The organism is Bacillus sp. MM2020_4, from assembly GCF_011250555.1.
Classification (GTDB): Bacteria; Bacillota; Bacilli; order Bacillales; family Cytobacillaceae; genus Neobacillus.
Genome location: NZ_JAANMZ010000019.1, coordinates 1 through 13,629, shown reverse-complemented (window position 1 = coordinate 13,629; position 13,629 = coordinate 1). Strand labels below are relative to the sequence as shown.

The following is a 13,629-nucleotide window of genomic DNA, read 5'->3' as shown; positions in this document are numbered from 1 at the left end:
CGTTTACACTCCTAATCTCCTAAAATACTGCGTCCGAACCACTTATTACTTATTTTCTCATAGGTTCCATCCTTGATGATTTCATCCAATGCCTTATTTATTTTTTCAAGCAGTTCCTTATCTTCCTTTCTGACAGCAATGGCCTGATCATCGTGTGAAAGTGGTTCACCCACATCCTTTATCTTGATTGTTCCCTCTTTAATGATGGGTAATCCGACCATTTGATCCGTAATGACGGCATCCAGCCTGCCAGTTGGCAGATCCATAAGTGCAGTAATATCACTGTCATACTCCACCACATTACTCTGATCTGTCTGTTGCAACGCTATTTCCTTGTACGTGCTAGCCTTTACCACTCCGATTTTCTTACCCTTTAAATCAGCGACAGATTCAATATTTTGGTTGTCTTCAGCCACAAAAATTTGCGCTCCTGAAACATAATAGGTATTGGTAAAATTCACAGACTTTTTACGCTCATCTGTAACCGTCATACTAGCGAGAATGGCATCATATTTTTTCGCCTGCAATCCTTGTATCAGTGTTTCCCATGGGTTCGTTACCGGAACGGGTTTCATGCCCATTTTTTTCGCCAGCTCCTTTCCAATTTCAACATCAAATCCAGCTAGTTTACCATTTTCTTTATAATTAAATGGCTTGTACAACCCACTCATGGCGTAATGAAATTCATTTTGACCCTTTCCACTGCTTTTTTCTGAACTCCCACATGCCGTCAGCAGTATTGATACCATAAACAGAGAGACAAACAGCCCTACCATCCATTTCTTTTTCATGATAACCTCCTCATTTATTAGAGAATCTTGTTTAAAAACTGCTTAGCTTTCTCATTTTGTGGATGGACAAAGAATTCATTTGGCGGTGCTTCTTCTAAGATTCTTCCATCCCCCATAAAAACTACCCGATCGGCAACCTCCCGAGCGAAGCCCATTTCATGTGTAACCACAATCATCGTCATTCCTTCTTTCGCCAGCTGCTTCATTACTTGAAGGACTTCACCGACTAATTCCGGATCAAGAGCAGATGTAGGTTCATCAAAAAGCATAATCCGGGGTTCCATTGCAAGTGCTCGAGCAATCGCAACCCGTTGTTTTTGCCCGCCCGATAAATTCCTTGGATAGGCCGACGCTTTATCACCTAAGCCTACCTTTTCAAGTAAAATCATCGACTTTTCTCTAGCTTGTCCCTTGTCCATTTTCCTAACGTATACTGGTGCCTCCATGACATTTTCCAACACATTCATATGGGGGAAAAGATTAAAATGTTGAAACACCATCCCGACCTCTTCACGGACTTTATTGAGATTTGTTTTGGCTGGGGAGATTATTTCACCCATGAGCATAATTTCTCCATGATCCGGCATTTCAAGGAAGTTAAGACATCGAAGCAGTGTGCTTTTCCCGGAGCCACTTGCACCAATGATTACAACAACTTCTTTTTGGGCTACGGATAAATCAATCCCGTTTAAAACCATTTGTTGGCCAAAAGATTTTACAAGTCTGCTTACTTTAATCATGGCATTCTCCTTTTTCATTTTGTTATTCTAATTCAAGAGATATCAATCATTTGTATATTATTATGCTATTAAATGAGAGATGAATATATTCGTTAGTTTGACAAACCAATAGTTCTTTTAGAGGAAGTGCGGGCGAAAAATCGCATAATTAAGGGGGTTATCAATATAGCAAAAAGAACCTCGATTCATTCTCCAGAGGTCCTCTCTCCATTACATTAAATTAAAAATCTCCTTTTACCCATCATCGAAAAAATACCACAGAAACTAGGGTCTCATCTCAATTTAAGCGGCTTTAGATTCACAACGAACACCTTTTTGATGAAGTATACAGCTAATTTTCTTGAGCTGTGCGGCATTCTCGACCACGAGGAATTGGGGCTGAACTAAGGTCCTTTTAAGTCTAATTGTCAGCTTAAAAGCATTATTTACCTTTGAATCCAGACCATATAAGGCATGCCATCGGACGATTTGTTCTGTCTCGCAATGTTTAATTTGATTGAACGAGACAAATTTTCCATTTAAAATAATTCCTTTTTGTAAAATAAAGAAATTGCCTTGGTGCCGAATTGAATTAAGTAGAAGGAACAATAAAGTCGCCAAACTGAAATAGGGAGGGCCTATCCAATCAGTAGTAAGAACTATCACCAAAAGGATTGTTAACACAAGAAGGACAGCCAACGTCCCCCATTTTACATATTGATAGGACTTCGTATTTTTTGTTAGAAGCTCCATCTGTTTCCATTCATTCGGTATGATAATACCTGCAATTTCATTTTCGTTAGTAGGATAAAGTGCTTCTGCCGAGAGATCAGCTGCTATCTTTAAATTTACTAGATTTCGAATTAAATAGTAGATGCCACCAATAAATAGAATTGTAAAAATGAAAGTGGTTAGAATCATCATCATTCCTTCCCATAGAGATTACCGATGGTTATATTTTCCACAAAAAACAACGTCCTGTCAAACGGATATTCCCTTGACCCTTTATCGTTTCTGACAAAAAATGGTTTGCCGTCCCTCTTGTTTGTTTTCTTCAAAAAAGAGGATGGTCCAATCGCCGAATTCAGTTAACAGTTCCTGAGAGTGGAGTTTATATTGATTTGATACTCCTTGATTGTCGTTCTGTGGTGACTGGTAGAAGGTCTCCATGAAAAAATACCCCAGCTCTTTGATGATCGTTTTAACAATCGGGAAAAGTGAGCGATCGAGGTAATAGGTAATAATAACCAAATCAAAAATAGTGTCTCCCCAATGGTATTTATCCCCGCTCGTAAGGTCTGATACACTGGGATGAATGTTGAGCTTATTGTTTGTTGCTAGCGTCTTAATATAGGTAATCGCGACCTCTGATATATCAATTGCCTTGACTTCGTATTTCATCTCTGCCAGGAACAAGCTATTTCCACCAAGGCCACAAGCAAGATCAAGCGCTTGGCCACCCATAAGATAGGAAGACAAGTTCCTTAATCTAGGATTCGGAACGGGTTCCTTCAACACATTTATACGTTCATGATATTTTCTATTCCATTTCGTCTTACTGTTCATAAGAACCCTCCTAGCAATTATTAACTATTTTCTAAAAGCTTTTTTACATGACTGTTATCTAAGTACATCCCAATAATGGCTTCCAGTAATCTTATGAGAAAAATAAAATAGACTTATATAGGGGGGGATGAATAAATGGGACATCCAGAAAACGGGGAGCAAAAAAAGTCAACTGGACTTGAAAATGAGATTCAAACAGATTTTCAAAAAGACATGTCCTACAGCGATTATCTACATCTTGATGGCCTTTTATCCAGCCAGCATCAGCTGTCGAATCACCATGATGAATTGCTGTTTATCATCATACATCAAACGAGTGAATTATGGATGAAGCTTATTCTCCATGAATTGAATGCAGCGATCGAAAGTATTTCTCGTAACGAGCTGGAACCATCATTTAAAATGCTGTCGCGCGTGGCAAGAATTCAACAACAATTAATTCAGTCATGGAACGTTCTTACTACATTGACGCCAGCAGACTATATGCAGTTTCGTCATAAGCTGGGCCATTCTTCCGGTTTCCAATCCTATCAAAACCGCCTAATTGAGTTTGCTTTAGGTCAAAAAAACGCTTACACCCTATCAGTTTATAAACATCAAATTGATCGATATGCATCCATGATGAAATCACTACATGAACCAAGTATCTATGATGTCTCCATCTCAGCTCTTGCAGCTAATGGACTACCTATTGATGAAAAAGTGCTAAACCGGGATTGGTCGAATAGCTATGAGCCCAATCTTAGTGTGGAGGAAGCATGGTTGACCGTTTATCGCAACACTGACAAATATTGGGATCTATATGAGCTGGCAGAAAAATTGCTAGACATCGGTAATCAACAACAACTCTGGCGCTTTAACCATATGTCCACAGTAGAAAGAATTATTGGGCATAAAAAAGGCACAGGCGGCTCTTCCGGCGTTACCTATCTCAAAAAAGTGCTCGACCAATCATTTTTTCCAGAGCTCATAAGCCTTCGCACGAAATTATAATTTTATTTATTTGCCGTCACAACAGGAAACGTGACGGCAATTCTCTCGTTGCCACTACCGGTATTTGCCGTCACCGGAAGGTTATACTCTGTTATCAGGTACCGCAAAAGGTTTTGTAAGGACTGGTTGATGGGGCAGGCAATGTACAATAATCAACTTGTTCTTCTGTGTGTGCAAAAGGTTTTGACAGAACGTCTAGCAGCCGTAGCATTATGCTGAAATCTTTTTGTTCCACTGCCGCTTCAAGTGCCTCTTCAACCCTATGATTCCGAGGAATTACCGCAGGATTGCTGTCGCGCATTAATTGCTGGGATGAGGTCTTTGATTCCTGCTGCCTTCCCAATCTTGCCTGCCACTGCTCATACCATTGAGCAAATTCGGGTGTTCCAAACAAGGCAGTATCCTCTTGCGTATCAAATGTTAAGGCACGGAAGGTATTGGTAAAATCTACTTGATACTTCTGCATCATACTAAGTAGGTTATTAATTAAGGTTTCATCCTGTTCCTCTTCGTTCATGATCCCCAGTTTTGCTCTCATTCCCGATAGCCAATTTCTTTGATACAACCCCATATAATTAGATATTGCATCCTGAGCCAGTTTGACGGCGTCATCCTGATTGACATGCAGAAGCGGCAATAGGGTTTCAGCAAATCGTGCAAGATTCCACCCGGCAATATACGGCTGATTGCCATAAGCATAACGGCCTTGTCTGTCAATAGAACTGAATACCGTTTCTGGATCATAATAATCCATGAAGGCACATGGGCCATAATCAATGGTCTCTCCGCTAATAGTCATATTGTCGGTATTCATCACTCCATGTATAAAGCCAAACAGTTGCCACTTGGCAATCAATGCAGCTTGACGCTTAATTACTTCTTGAAGCAGCGAAAGATACGGGTTCTCAGCCTCTTCAACATCCGAATAATGACGCCTAATTGTATAATCAGCCAGGGTTCGAAGGTCTTCAACCGCCCCCCATTTCGCTGCATATTGAAAGGTGCCGACACGTATGTGGCTAGCAGCCACACGGGTCAGAATAGCCCCCGGCAGGTCCGTTTCACGGATTACTGCCTCACCAGTTTCAACCACTGCTAAACTACGGGTAGTAGGAATTCCAAGGGCATGCATGGCTTCGCTGATGATGTATTCACGCAGCATCGGCCCAAGTGCCGCTCTGCCATCACCACCACGGGAGAACGGGGTTCTACCTGGACCCTTTAGCTGAATATCGACACGTTTACTCAAAGGGGTAATTTGTTCGCCAAGTAAGATCGCCCTGCCGTCCCCCAACATGGTAAAATGCCCAAATTGATGCCCCGCATATGCTTGCGCAAGCGGAAAAGCACCTTCTGGAATTTGATTACCGGCAAAAACCGCAACACCCTGTTCGCTTTCCAGCTCCTGGATATTTAATCCCAGGGATTTTGCCAAGGGCTGATTAAGAATGATCAACCTCGGTGAGCTTACAGGAGTCGGGTTGCAACTTGAAAATAATGTATTCGGCAAACGGGCATAACTGTTGTCAAAGTTCCATCTTGCTTCATTTATACCTTTTTTCTCAATCATTGTATCACCTTATTTTCTTCATCTTTTTAAAGGGGTGGACTATTTGCTGGTTTTTAGCTTTGAACTTAACACTTTTTTTCAGACTTTTCAAGCAGATCTCCTTTTTAAATCCCCCCTATTATATGTTATATTCCTAAATTTCTTGTAAGAAAGTAGAAAATCCTTGAGACCAAGGAAGGAATGACGATGTATAAAAAAGAATACTATAAAAGGCATTGAATAGGAGGAAAAGAATGTTAACCGAGAAACAATTAGTTGATATCAAGGCATTACAGAAAGATTGTGAGCAAGAAGGTGGATTTCAGTTAAAGCTGAATTTCGAAATGCTTGAAAACCGCGGTAATAATAGAAAGGAAGACTTCTTTCATTATGAAGACGGCAAGCTTGTAGGCTTTCTGGGGAGCTATGGTTTTGGAAATAAGGTGGAACTATGCGGTATGGTCCACCCAAGTTACCGGCGGAGAGGAATATTTTCGAGTTTACTGAGAATGGGCATCGATGAAGCGAAGAAACAAAAGTATAAAACAATCTTGTTAAATGCCCCAACAAGCTCTCACACTGCAAAAGAGTTACTAAATACCATTCCGTGTACATTTTCCATTGCAGAATATCAAATGAAGTGGCAGGAAACTCAATTACCTGAGGATTCATCCGTTTTCCTAAGATCGTCTTTTTCAAAAGAGGATAGGGAAACAGAAATAAAACTAGATGTCATGTGCTTTGGATTTTATGAAAATGAAGCACATGGATTTGAACAGGTAATTGAAAACAGCAGTGACCAAAGGCTAATAATTGAAGTGGCTGGAAAATCAGCTGGAAAAATGCGCGTTTCTGAATTAAATGGTGAAGCGTGGATTTATGGATTCGCCGTTTTTCCCGAACTGCAGGGAAAAGGGATTGGGAGAAGGGCCTTATCAAAAGTGATAATGATGGAGCATCAAAAAGGACTCCCCATATTTCTGGAGGTTGAGGCAAAAAATGCTCATGCCTTAAAGCTCTATGAATCATGCGGCTTTAGAAGCTATCATTCACAGGACTATTATTTATATTTAGATTAGTTCAAATTGTATATCTTACGAATAAATCAACCTATACAACCAAAAGCAGCGGAATTGAATTTCTGCTGCTTTTGTTGCTTTCCGAACGAATTTTCCATAATCCTGCAAAAATTCACTCAACGATTGATTTTGGAACTGTGCGTACATGTACTTTGGTATATTTTTTGTTTCTCCAATTCCGCCATTCAACAAATAACAGGTTGATTGCCATTCCAAGATAGACAGCAATAGGAAATGCAAACGAGCTGTCTAAAAATAATGAAAATGGGATGACAACGATCCGAAACGTAACAAAAACCCAGGTAATTGCATAACTTCGGAGAATCCATTCCATATGCGCCTTTATTTTTCTTTGGGTCGCCCTTATCACCCCCATTGAAGTGGTCCATAACCAAAAGACATTTAGGACAAGAAAAGCAATCATCGTTCCATTCCCGCCCGTAGCCCAAAAAGAGAGATATGGAACCATTAGAATATTTATAAAAATGGCTACTGCATAAATTTTTCCCAGCATTTTATGAAGCCTTGGGTTCTGTTGACTTTTCCTTGTTAGCTGAAACGGACCAATTGCAAGTGAGATCGTACCTAATAAAATATGCGGGTAGAAAAACCACTTCCACCTTGTCACAGAGAAATCGTGATCCGCCATTTTCCCTTTCACCATCGGGGCGTGCTCTACTCCATTTAGCAAAAACATTATGAAAATATAAATGGTAAATACTCCAATAATTGAATACATCAATCTTATAGTAAACTTTCTATTTTTGTCATTTATCATTTTTTAAACTCCCTGCAATTATTTTTTCAAAACATAAATATGGGGCTGCCCGGAATGGAAAACGAATCATTCCCCTTTCTTGATAACCGGCCCGTTCGTACATTTTCACTGCACCGGAATTTAAACTAAATACATCCAGACGAATGCTTGAATACCCATTTCTATGGGCATAATCTTCTGCAAATTGAAGCAGCTGCTTTCCATAACCTTTTCCTTGATAATCTGGATGTACAGCTAATCGATGAATCAATAATGGTCTCCCATCTTCATCCTCCCATTTAAGTTCCTGATATTTTTTGCTTTCATTTGTATCAACTACGACCGCACCTAATATTTTTTTGTCTGCTGATAAACCAAATAGATGGCCATTTTTAATATCTGTCTTTATGATAAATCGATTGGGATATAGTCGATCCCACTGCTTTATCCCTTTTCTCCTTAAATCAGCAGTTATATCAGTATATAATTGAGTTACTGCTTTTAATTTAATAAGTCCAATCGCATGAATTTCCATTACAGCACCTCTCAAACAAACCGACTGCCGGTATGTTCATTTTTTTAAATTCCCAGCGAGGGAATTATGTTAATGTCTTAATGATGACCTTAAATATTTCACTCGGCTCCACATGGTCCTTCTCGTTAGTGGATAAAATTTGCGTGACCCTTAAACCGTATGAAAACGTCATCAATAAGCTTGACATTTTTTCGGCGTCAATATTCGCTGGAATCACCCCATTATCCTGGCCCATTTTTATCCATTTCGCACCCGTGTCTTTACTATACTTATAAATATTATTTAGGATTTTTTTGACCTTCTCATTATCCTGACTTAACAAATAGATAAGAATTAAATTCCCGATATCATTTGCATTCTGCCTTGAAGAAAAGAATTGACCGACCGTGCTGAAACCTCCTTGGTTAGAGGATCCTTCCTTAATGGAACGAATAATATTCATATGAAATTTTTCATTCATTTCTTCAATTTTTGATTGAAGGATAAGTCCAAATAATTCATCTTTACTTTCGACATAATGATAAATGGCCCCTTTTGACAAACCTGACCTTTCAATAATGTCTTTTAATGTTGTATTCCGACAGCCCTTTTCGAGGATGATTTCTTCTGTGATCGATAATATATGTTGGAAGCTCTGATTATTGTAGATTGTTGAATGATTCATTTTATTTCCTCCCTTACCTAATCTAGTAGTTGGATTATTGAATATGTGTTAGGTGATCTAAGCGCACTTTTGCGTACCGGCGATAAACAATGGTAAAAAGAATAGCTGCTCCTATTACACTGTAAAAAATAAGTTGTGAGACCGCTAAAAAGGTGGAAATAGATAATTCATAAACTAGGATGATTTTTACGATTGCCTCTCCCAATAGAGCAATTCCCCAAATGGCAGTCATAATTCTTAGGACAGTACGGAAATAGGGAATTTCCCAATTTTTCTTGAACTTACTCTTTTGTTCAGAAGCATCCTTCGCGCTAAATTTAATTGCAAAATGATAAATCAGCGGTTTAGAAAAAAACAGTGAGGCAATGAAAATTAGGCCTAATAATCCAGTAACCATTGATTCCCTTAATAAAATGAGTCGTTCGTTTCCACCTAGCACAAATGCCAATAAACTTAATAGGAAGCCGGAAAGCATGAATAATCCAAATGCATCCGCTTTTTTATATTTTATAACATGATATAGGTTATCAGCTAATGGAATCAATGTTGCGACCAACAACGAAACAAAGCTTGAATAGTAATTTGTCAACAGGTTATACACTACAACAGGAAGGGCACCATTAATCACCAAACTAAAAACAATCATTTGAATTACTTTTCTTTTAGAAGAAACTTTCACGCTCGCTACACCTCTTTTTATTTTCTTTAATTCGTATCTTTATTTTACAAACCGGCAGTCGGTTTGTAAATGGTTTTTTTACTTTTTTTTCCTTGGTGTTTTTATCCTACACTGTACTACCATTCAAAAGACGGTAAGAGTCTCACCGTCCTTTGAATGGTATATTCTTACCTAGAGGATCGAAAAGTACTTTCGATACCAAATAATCGTTCTTTCTAAACCGGAATCAAAATCATAGGCCGGGTACCAGCCTAGTAACTCCTTTGCTTTTTTAGCAGAAAGATACTGTTGTTTGCTTTCATGCCTTGCCTGATTTTGAATGATCGGCTGTAAATACTGTTCATTATATTTAATATCCGCTCAACCACTTTCATAATCGTTTGCGGTTTTTCGTAACCAAAATTAAATGCTTCCCCCGCTAGCTGCCCGCTTTCCAGTTTTTCTGCCGCTAGTAAATGCGCTTCCACGGCATCCCCAATGTAAAAAAAGTCACGTACAGTGGTGCCATCACTGCGGATTTCCGGTGCTTTATTTTGTAAAACCGATTGAATGGTATATGGGATGATTCTAGAAAAATTCAAATCTCCCTCCCCAAATAAATTTCCGCATCTTATGATACAAACCGGTAGTTGATATGAATGAAAATACATGTTCGTGATGCTAATCTGTGAGATTAATTCTTCACGAACCTGATCAGGATTGATGAGGATTCCCGTTTTTCCATGGTCGATAATTTCCGGAATTCCACCGGAGTTTGTAGCAATAACAGGAGTACCAGTTGCCATAGCCTCTACATTCACAAGTCCAAATGGCTCTGCCTCCGAGGGGACAACTAATAAATCTGCGAGTTGATACCAGTGTTGGATCTGCTCGTGGGGGACAAAGGGGGTGAAAATGACGTGTTCTTTCATTTTCTCAGCCAGTTTTTGTAAACGTCTTTCGTATGCCGTGTATTCGGGTGTAGTCGTTAGAGTAATTCCTGCAATAAATAGGACAATTGATGGGTCATTTTTAATAAGTTCTGGCATTGCCTCAAGAATATGATGAACCCCCTTGATTTCAATCAATCGGCCCATATAAAGGAGAATCTTCTTGTCCGTTACCTGCCATTCTCTTTTTAACCTTACCACTGTCGCTTTCTGTTCTCCCTGCCATTTGGATTGAAATTGCTCAACATCTACCCCTAAATGGTTTACCTCGATCTTCGATGCTGAACATAGTGTTTCCTTTAGAATATATTCCTTTAAAAAATGACTGTTGACCACAATCGCATCTGACGCCTCGAAACAGGCTTTCAATTCCATTGTCCCAATATGCGGACGTGACATAAATCGGGTAGACTGCATGACCAAAATGATTTTCACCTTTGGCATTGCTAAACGAACCATTTTTACAAATCGGGGACGATTTTCAATTTGAATGATATCTGGCTTAATCTCTTGCAGCTGTTTAATTATTTGTTGGATATAGGTTTTGTACTGAAAGTGATACCGATGGAAGGTGATGGAGCCTTTTTTTTCATAAAAAGGTTGTTTTATTGTCTTTTTTCCTAATATATAAAAATCTATCTCTTCTTGAAGAAGTTCTGTCACCTTCAAAACAACCCTCTCAACCGAACTGGATTTAACACCCGGAATAGGAAACGCCCCCGGGGTAATTATCGCCACTTTTCCCTTCTGTCTCACCTTGCCACTCCTTTCCAAAAACCAAATTATATACTAGCTTACTCGGTTCAACGTAATAAGGTGTGGACAAGTGAGGCAGGGGACGGTTCTTCAGAACCTTGACCATGGTTGTTACATACTTTAATAGAAACTAATCATAGGAATGAGGAGATTCTAATTAAGCAGTATATTGGCATTATGGTTAATGATTTTATGTTTCAACGTATTCCTTTTGGACAAACAGGACATGAGGAATTGTCTTTTTATGAAGAAGCAGGGAGAGAGTACGATCTGATTCCTTGTTATTTTCGAATGCGGGATATTGAACCTGGTCAGAACAAGATCAATGCCTATGTACGGGATGTGGATCATGTGTACAGAATTACAAGTGTTCCAACACCCAGAGTTATTCATAATCGAACCTATTTCAAGGAAAATGGACCGCAAAAGCAAAAACTTACTAGACTATTGGAAGAAGGAATATTTATTTTTAATTTATGGACACGTTATGATAAGCTGCGCATTTCAACGCTGCTTATGCAAGATCCTGAGCTAAAGCCTTTTCTTCCAGACACGCTAAAAGCAAATCCCACCACCATTTTTGACATGCTGGATCGCTATAATTCCGTAATTGTTAAGCCAAGCTTTGGCAGCCGGGGGGGCAGTTTTTCTTTTTGAAGAATTAATTGGGAAAGAGTAATTTAAATGCTGAAGAAGTGAAAAAAAATACGGAAGAGGTCGCTTTACAACTGGCAACTGCATTAGGAAATCAACTAGAAGGTCTTGCAGATGTCGGTTTTGATATTGGACTTAAAGAAAATGGACAGCCCGTTTTTATTGAATGCAATTGCAAGGATTTACGTTACAGCTTTCGGCTAGCAGGCATGCTCTATGAATGGAAACAAACCTATTGTAATCCAATAGGTTATGGCAGATATATTTATAACCATTTGCTTCCGAAAAATAGGTGATGTAAAATGTGTAGAAAGTTAGATATTCATAATCCTCAAATTAATACTCCAAGAAAATTATTTTAACCTCATTTCTTATTTACCGAAAATAGGGATGTCTAACGTATTAACCTTCGAACCATCTTTTGCAGAGTAGACAAATAGTTCAAAATGGATTTCATTTGTGGATAGTAACTCTTTATTAAAAGTTATTTTAAATTCGCCCCATGCTGGCGCACCATCTGTTTGATAGTTATTTTCGATAAGTACTTTTTCTCCATTATAGAGTGCATATTGAAACACTCCCTCAAATACTTGCGCTTTGCCTGATACAATGATTTTTTCCCCTGATTCTGTTGCGACAACATCTTTAAACACTTCGTTATGGTACATCGTATCCTTTGGTTCTTTTACACTTGGCTTATCAGGACTAGTTGTATTTTCTGAAGTATTTGGTTTTTTTACTTCTTCTTGCTGTTGACTACAAGCTACTAAACTAACTGTTACCGCAACTATCATGATAAAATTAACCACTTTTTTCATTATTTTTAGCCCCCTTTTTATTATTATTCACATTTTGAAAAAAGTGACATTAAAAAACACGGTATCCACTATTAATGGATACCGTGTTTTTACTTATTCAAATAACGGACTAACAGCTTTCTCATTATGAATCCGATCGATCGCCTCAACTAGCAATGGAGCGACAGATATCGTTTTTATCTTTTGGATTTTTTTCTCTTCTGGTAACTCAATCGTATTCATAACGACAAGTTCCTTAATCGGTGACATTTCAATTTTTTCAATTGCTTGTGCGGTGAAGACAGGATGTGTACAGCCGGCATAGATTGTAGTTGCCCCGTTTTCCGCAACCGCTTTTGCGGCTGACGTAATCGTTTCAGCTGTATCAATTAAATCATCAATGATGATGGCATTTTTTCCTTCCACATTACCAATGACATTAATGGTTTCTTCTTCATTTTCTCCAAGTGTTCTTTTATCAATTAGAGCAAGTGAAGCATGTAATAGCTTGGCCATCTTTCTCGCTCTTCCGATACTGCCATTATGCGGTGCCACAACAACAATATTATCTAATCCTTTATTTTCATAATACTGTGTAAGGATTGGTACGCCAAAAAGATGTTCCACTGGAATGTCAAAGAATCCTTGAAGCTGTGGTGTATGAAGGTCCATTGTTAATACCCTAGTTGCTCCTGCCGCTTCTAAAAGGTTCGCGACTAGCTTCGCCGTAATCGGTTCCCGCGAACGAGCCTTTCGGTCCTGACGTCCATACCCGTAGTAAGGGATAACAACATTTATCGCCCCCGCAGAAGCCCTTTTCAAGGAATCAATCATGATGAGAAGCTCCATCATATTTTCATTAACAGGGGAAGAAGTGGATTGAACAACAAATACCTCACTGCCCCGAACACTTTCTTCAATATAAATTTGAATTTCACCGTCACTAAACTTGGTAACTGAGCATTTTCCCAATCGGCAGCCTAACAGCTCAGCCATCTCGGCCGCAAGTGTTTCATTTGAATTCAATGTAAACATTTTAAATCTGTTATTTAATTGATACGTCACCTTATATCCTCCACACTGTATAAATTCGAATGATGCCATTACTCTAATCATTTCACTTTATTTTACTATATTAAACCTGTCTCTTATACAACATCT

The 13,629-nt window shown here is 38.8% G+C and carries 15 protein-coding genes and 2 pseudogenes; 4 read left to right on the top strand and 13 right to left on the bottom strand.

Annotated elements, in window-relative coordinates:
- Positions 1-11 precede the first annotated feature (11 nt).
- From G6554_RS13210 to G6554_RS13195, 4 genes are all read right to left on the bottom strand, one after another.
- Positions 12-791 (bottom strand): ABC transporter substrate-binding protein, encoded by a 780-nt coding sequence (locus G6554_RS13210; RefSeq protein ID WP_166242573.1) that lies wholly within the window; start codon positions 789-791, stop codon positions 12-14.
- A 17-nt stretch (positions 792-808) separates the two neighbouring features.
- Entirely contained in the window at positions 809-1,531 is a 723-nt protein-coding gene (locus G6554_RS13205) for an amino acid ABC transporter ATP-binding protein (protein WP_166242572.1), read from the bottom strand.
- Between the two features lie 282 nt (positions 1,532-1,813).
- A complete protein-coding gene (locus tag G6554_RS13200) occupies positions 1,814-2,437 on the bottom strand; it encodes a hypothetical protein (RefSeq protein ID WP_166242571.1) in 624 nt (207 codons plus the stop codon).
- A gap of 78 nt (positions 2,438-2,515) precedes the next feature.
- Positions 2,516-3,076 carry a class I SAM-dependent methyltransferase gene (locus G6554_RS13195; protein WP_166242570.1) on the bottom strand — a complete coding sequence of 187 codons (561 nt, stop codon included), beginning with the start codon at positions 3,074-3,076 and terminating at the stop codon, positions 2,516-2,518.
- A 135-nt stretch (positions 3,077-3,211) separates the two neighbouring features.
- On the opposite strand from G6554_RS13195, the gene kynA reads away from it, so the two are divergent.
- Positions 3,212-4,069, top strand: coding sequence for a tryptophan 2,3-dioxygenase (gene kynA / locus G6554_RS13190; protein ID WP_166242569.1), 858 nt, complete (start codon positions 3,212-3,214; stop codon positions 4,067-4,069).
- A 94-nt stretch (positions 4,070-4,163) separates the two neighbouring features.
- Here the strand turns inward: kynA and G6554_RS13185 are convergent, their stop codons facing one another.
- Positions 4,164-5,639 carry a protein adenylyltransferase SelO gene (locus G6554_RS13185; protein WP_166242568.1) on the bottom strand — a complete coding sequence of 492 codons (1,476 nt, stop codon included), beginning with the start codon at positions 5,637-5,639 and terminating at the stop codon, positions 4,164-4,166.
- 233 nt (positions 5,640-5,872) lie between these two features.
- On the opposite strand from G6554_RS13185, the gene G6554_RS13180 reads away from it, so the two are divergent.
- Positions 5,873-6,697, top strand: coding sequence for a GNAT family N-acetyltransferase (locus G6554_RS13180; protein ID WP_166242567.1), 825 nt, complete (start codon positions 5,873-5,875; stop codon positions 6,695-6,697).
- A gap of 112 nt (positions 6,698-6,809) precedes the next feature.
- Here the strand turns inward: G6554_RS13180 and G6554_RS13175 are convergent, their stop codons facing one another.
- The 6 genes and pseudogenes from G6554_RS13175 to G6554_RS25765 all read right to left on the bottom strand — a co-directional run.
- Positions 6,810-7,475, bottom strand: coding sequence for a DUF2306 domain-containing protein (locus G6554_RS13175; protein ID WP_166242566.1), 666 nt, complete (start codon positions 7,473-7,475; stop codon positions 6,810-6,812).
- Positions 7,465-7,989: a GNAT family N-acetyltransferase gene (locus tag G6554_RS13170; RefSeq protein WP_166242565.1), complete on the bottom strand. Its 525-nt coding sequence runs from the start codon at positions 7,987-7,989 to the stop codon at positions 7,465-7,467. The genes G6554_RS13175 and G6554_RS13170 overlap by 11 nt, the downstream gene beginning before the upstream one ends.
- Positions 7,990-8,053: 64 nt before the next feature.
- Positions 8,054-8,653 carry a TetR/AcrR family transcriptional regulator gene (locus G6554_RS13165; protein ID WP_166242564.1) on the bottom strand — a complete coding sequence of 200 codons (600 nt, stop codon included), beginning with the start codon at positions 8,651-8,653 and terminating at the stop codon, positions 8,054-8,056.
- A gap of 34 nt (positions 8,654-8,687) precedes the next feature.
- Positions 8,688-9,332, bottom strand: coding sequence for a VC0807 family protein (locus tag G6554_RS13160; RefSeq protein ID WP_166242563.1), 645 nt, complete (start codon positions 9,330-9,332; stop codon positions 8,688-8,690).
- Between the two features lie 171 nt (positions 9,333-9,503).
- Positions 9,504-9,991 (bottom strand): annotated as a pseudogene (locus tag G6554_RS25770) (NAD-dependent epimerase/dehydratase family protein); the annotation flags it as partial.
- Between the two features lie 15 nt (positions 9,992-10,006).
- Positions 10,007-10,999 (bottom strand): annotated as a pseudogene (locus G6554_RS25765) (glycosyltransferase family 4 protein); the annotation flags it as partial.
- A gap of 210 nt (positions 11,000-11,209) precedes the next feature.
- On the opposite strand from G6554_RS25765, the gene G6554_RS13145 reads away from it, so the two are divergent.
- The gene (locus G6554_RS13145) at positions 11,210-11,674 is read left to right on the top strand and encodes a YheC/YheD family protein (protein ID WP_166242562.1); all 465 of its coding nucleotides are present in this window, start codon (positions 11,210-11,212) and stop codon (positions 11,672-11,674) included.
- Between the two features lie 8 nt (positions 11,675-11,682).
- Positions 11,683-11,967, top strand: coding sequence for a YheC/YheD family protein (locus G6554_RS13140; RefSeq protein ID WP_166242561.1), 285 nt, complete (start codon positions 11,683-11,685; stop codon positions 11,965-11,967).
- A 75-nt stretch (positions 11,968-12,042) separates the two neighbouring features.
- Here the strand turns inward: G6554_RS13140 and G6554_RS13135 are convergent, their stop codons facing one another.
- Both G6554_RS13135 and G6554_RS13130 read right to left on the bottom strand, forming a co-directional pair.
- Entirely contained in the window at positions 12,043-12,489 is a 447-nt protein-coding gene (locus tag G6554_RS13135; protein ID WP_166242560.1) for a Gmad2 immunoglobulin-like domain-containing protein, read from the bottom strand.
- Positions 12,490-12,582: 93 nt separating this feature from the next.
- Positions 12,583-13,572 (bottom strand): ribose-phosphate diphosphokinase, encoded by a 990-nt coding sequence (locus G6554_RS13130; protein WP_166242558.1) that lies wholly within the window; start codon positions 13,570-13,572, stop codon positions 12,583-12,585.
- Between the last annotated feature and the right edge of the window lie 57 nt (positions 13,573-13,629).

What these genes read in the sequence shown, in the direction of transcription:
- G6554_RS13210 (WP_166242573.1), bottom strand. Translation starts at nt 791, where the DNA reads ATGAAAAAGAAATGGATGGTAGGGCTGTTTGTCTCTCTGTTTATGGTA.
- G6554_RS13205 (WP_166242572.1), bottom strand. Translation starts at nt 1,531, where the DNA reads ATGATTAAAGTAAGCAGACTTGTAAAATCTTTTGGCCAACAAATGGTT.
- G6554_RS13200 (WP_166242571.1), bottom strand. Translation starts at nt 2,437, where the DNA reads ATGATGATGATTCTAACCACTTTCATTTTTACAATTCTATTTATTGGT.
- G6554_RS13195 (WP_166242570.1), bottom strand. Translation starts at nt 3,076, where the DNA reads ATGAACAGTAAGACGAAATGGAATAGAAAATATCATGAACGTATAAAT.
- kynA (WP_166242569.1), top strand. Translation starts at nt 3,212, where the DNA reads ATGGGACATCCAGAAAACGGGGAGCAAAAAAAGTCAACTGGACTTGAA.
- G6554_RS13185 (WP_166242568.1), bottom strand. Translation starts at nt 5,639, where the DNA reads ATGATTGAGAAAAAAGGTATAAATGAAGCAAGATGGAACTTTGACAAC.
- G6554_RS13180 (WP_166242567.1), top strand. Translation starts at nt 5,873, where the DNA reads ATGTTAACCGAGAAACAATTAGTTGATATCAAGGCATTACAGAAAGAT.
- G6554_RS13175 (WP_166242566.1), bottom strand. Translation starts at nt 7,475, where the DNA reads ATGATAAATGACAAAAATAGAAAGTTTACTATAAGATTGATGTATTCA.
- G6554_RS13170 (WP_166242565.1), bottom strand. Translation starts at nt 7,989, where the DNA reads ATGGAAATTCATGCGATTGGACTTATTAAATTAAAAGCAGTAACTCAA.
- G6554_RS13165 (WP_166242564.1), bottom strand. Translation starts at nt 8,653, where the DNA reads ATGAATCATTCAACAATCTACAATAATCAGAGCTTCCAACATATATTA.
- G6554_RS13145 (WP_166242562.1), top strand. Translation starts at nt 11,210, where the DNA reads ATGTTTCAACGTATTCCTTTTGGACAAACAGGACATGAGGAATTGTCT.
- G6554_RS13135 (WP_166242560.1), bottom strand. Translation starts at nt 12,489, where the DNA reads ATGAAAAAAGTGGTTAATTTTATCATGATAGTTGCGGTAACAGTTAGT.
- G6554_RS13130 (WP_166242558.1), bottom strand. Translation starts at nt 13,572, where the DNA reads ATGGCATCATTCGAATTTATACAGTGTGGAGGATATAAGGTGACGTAT.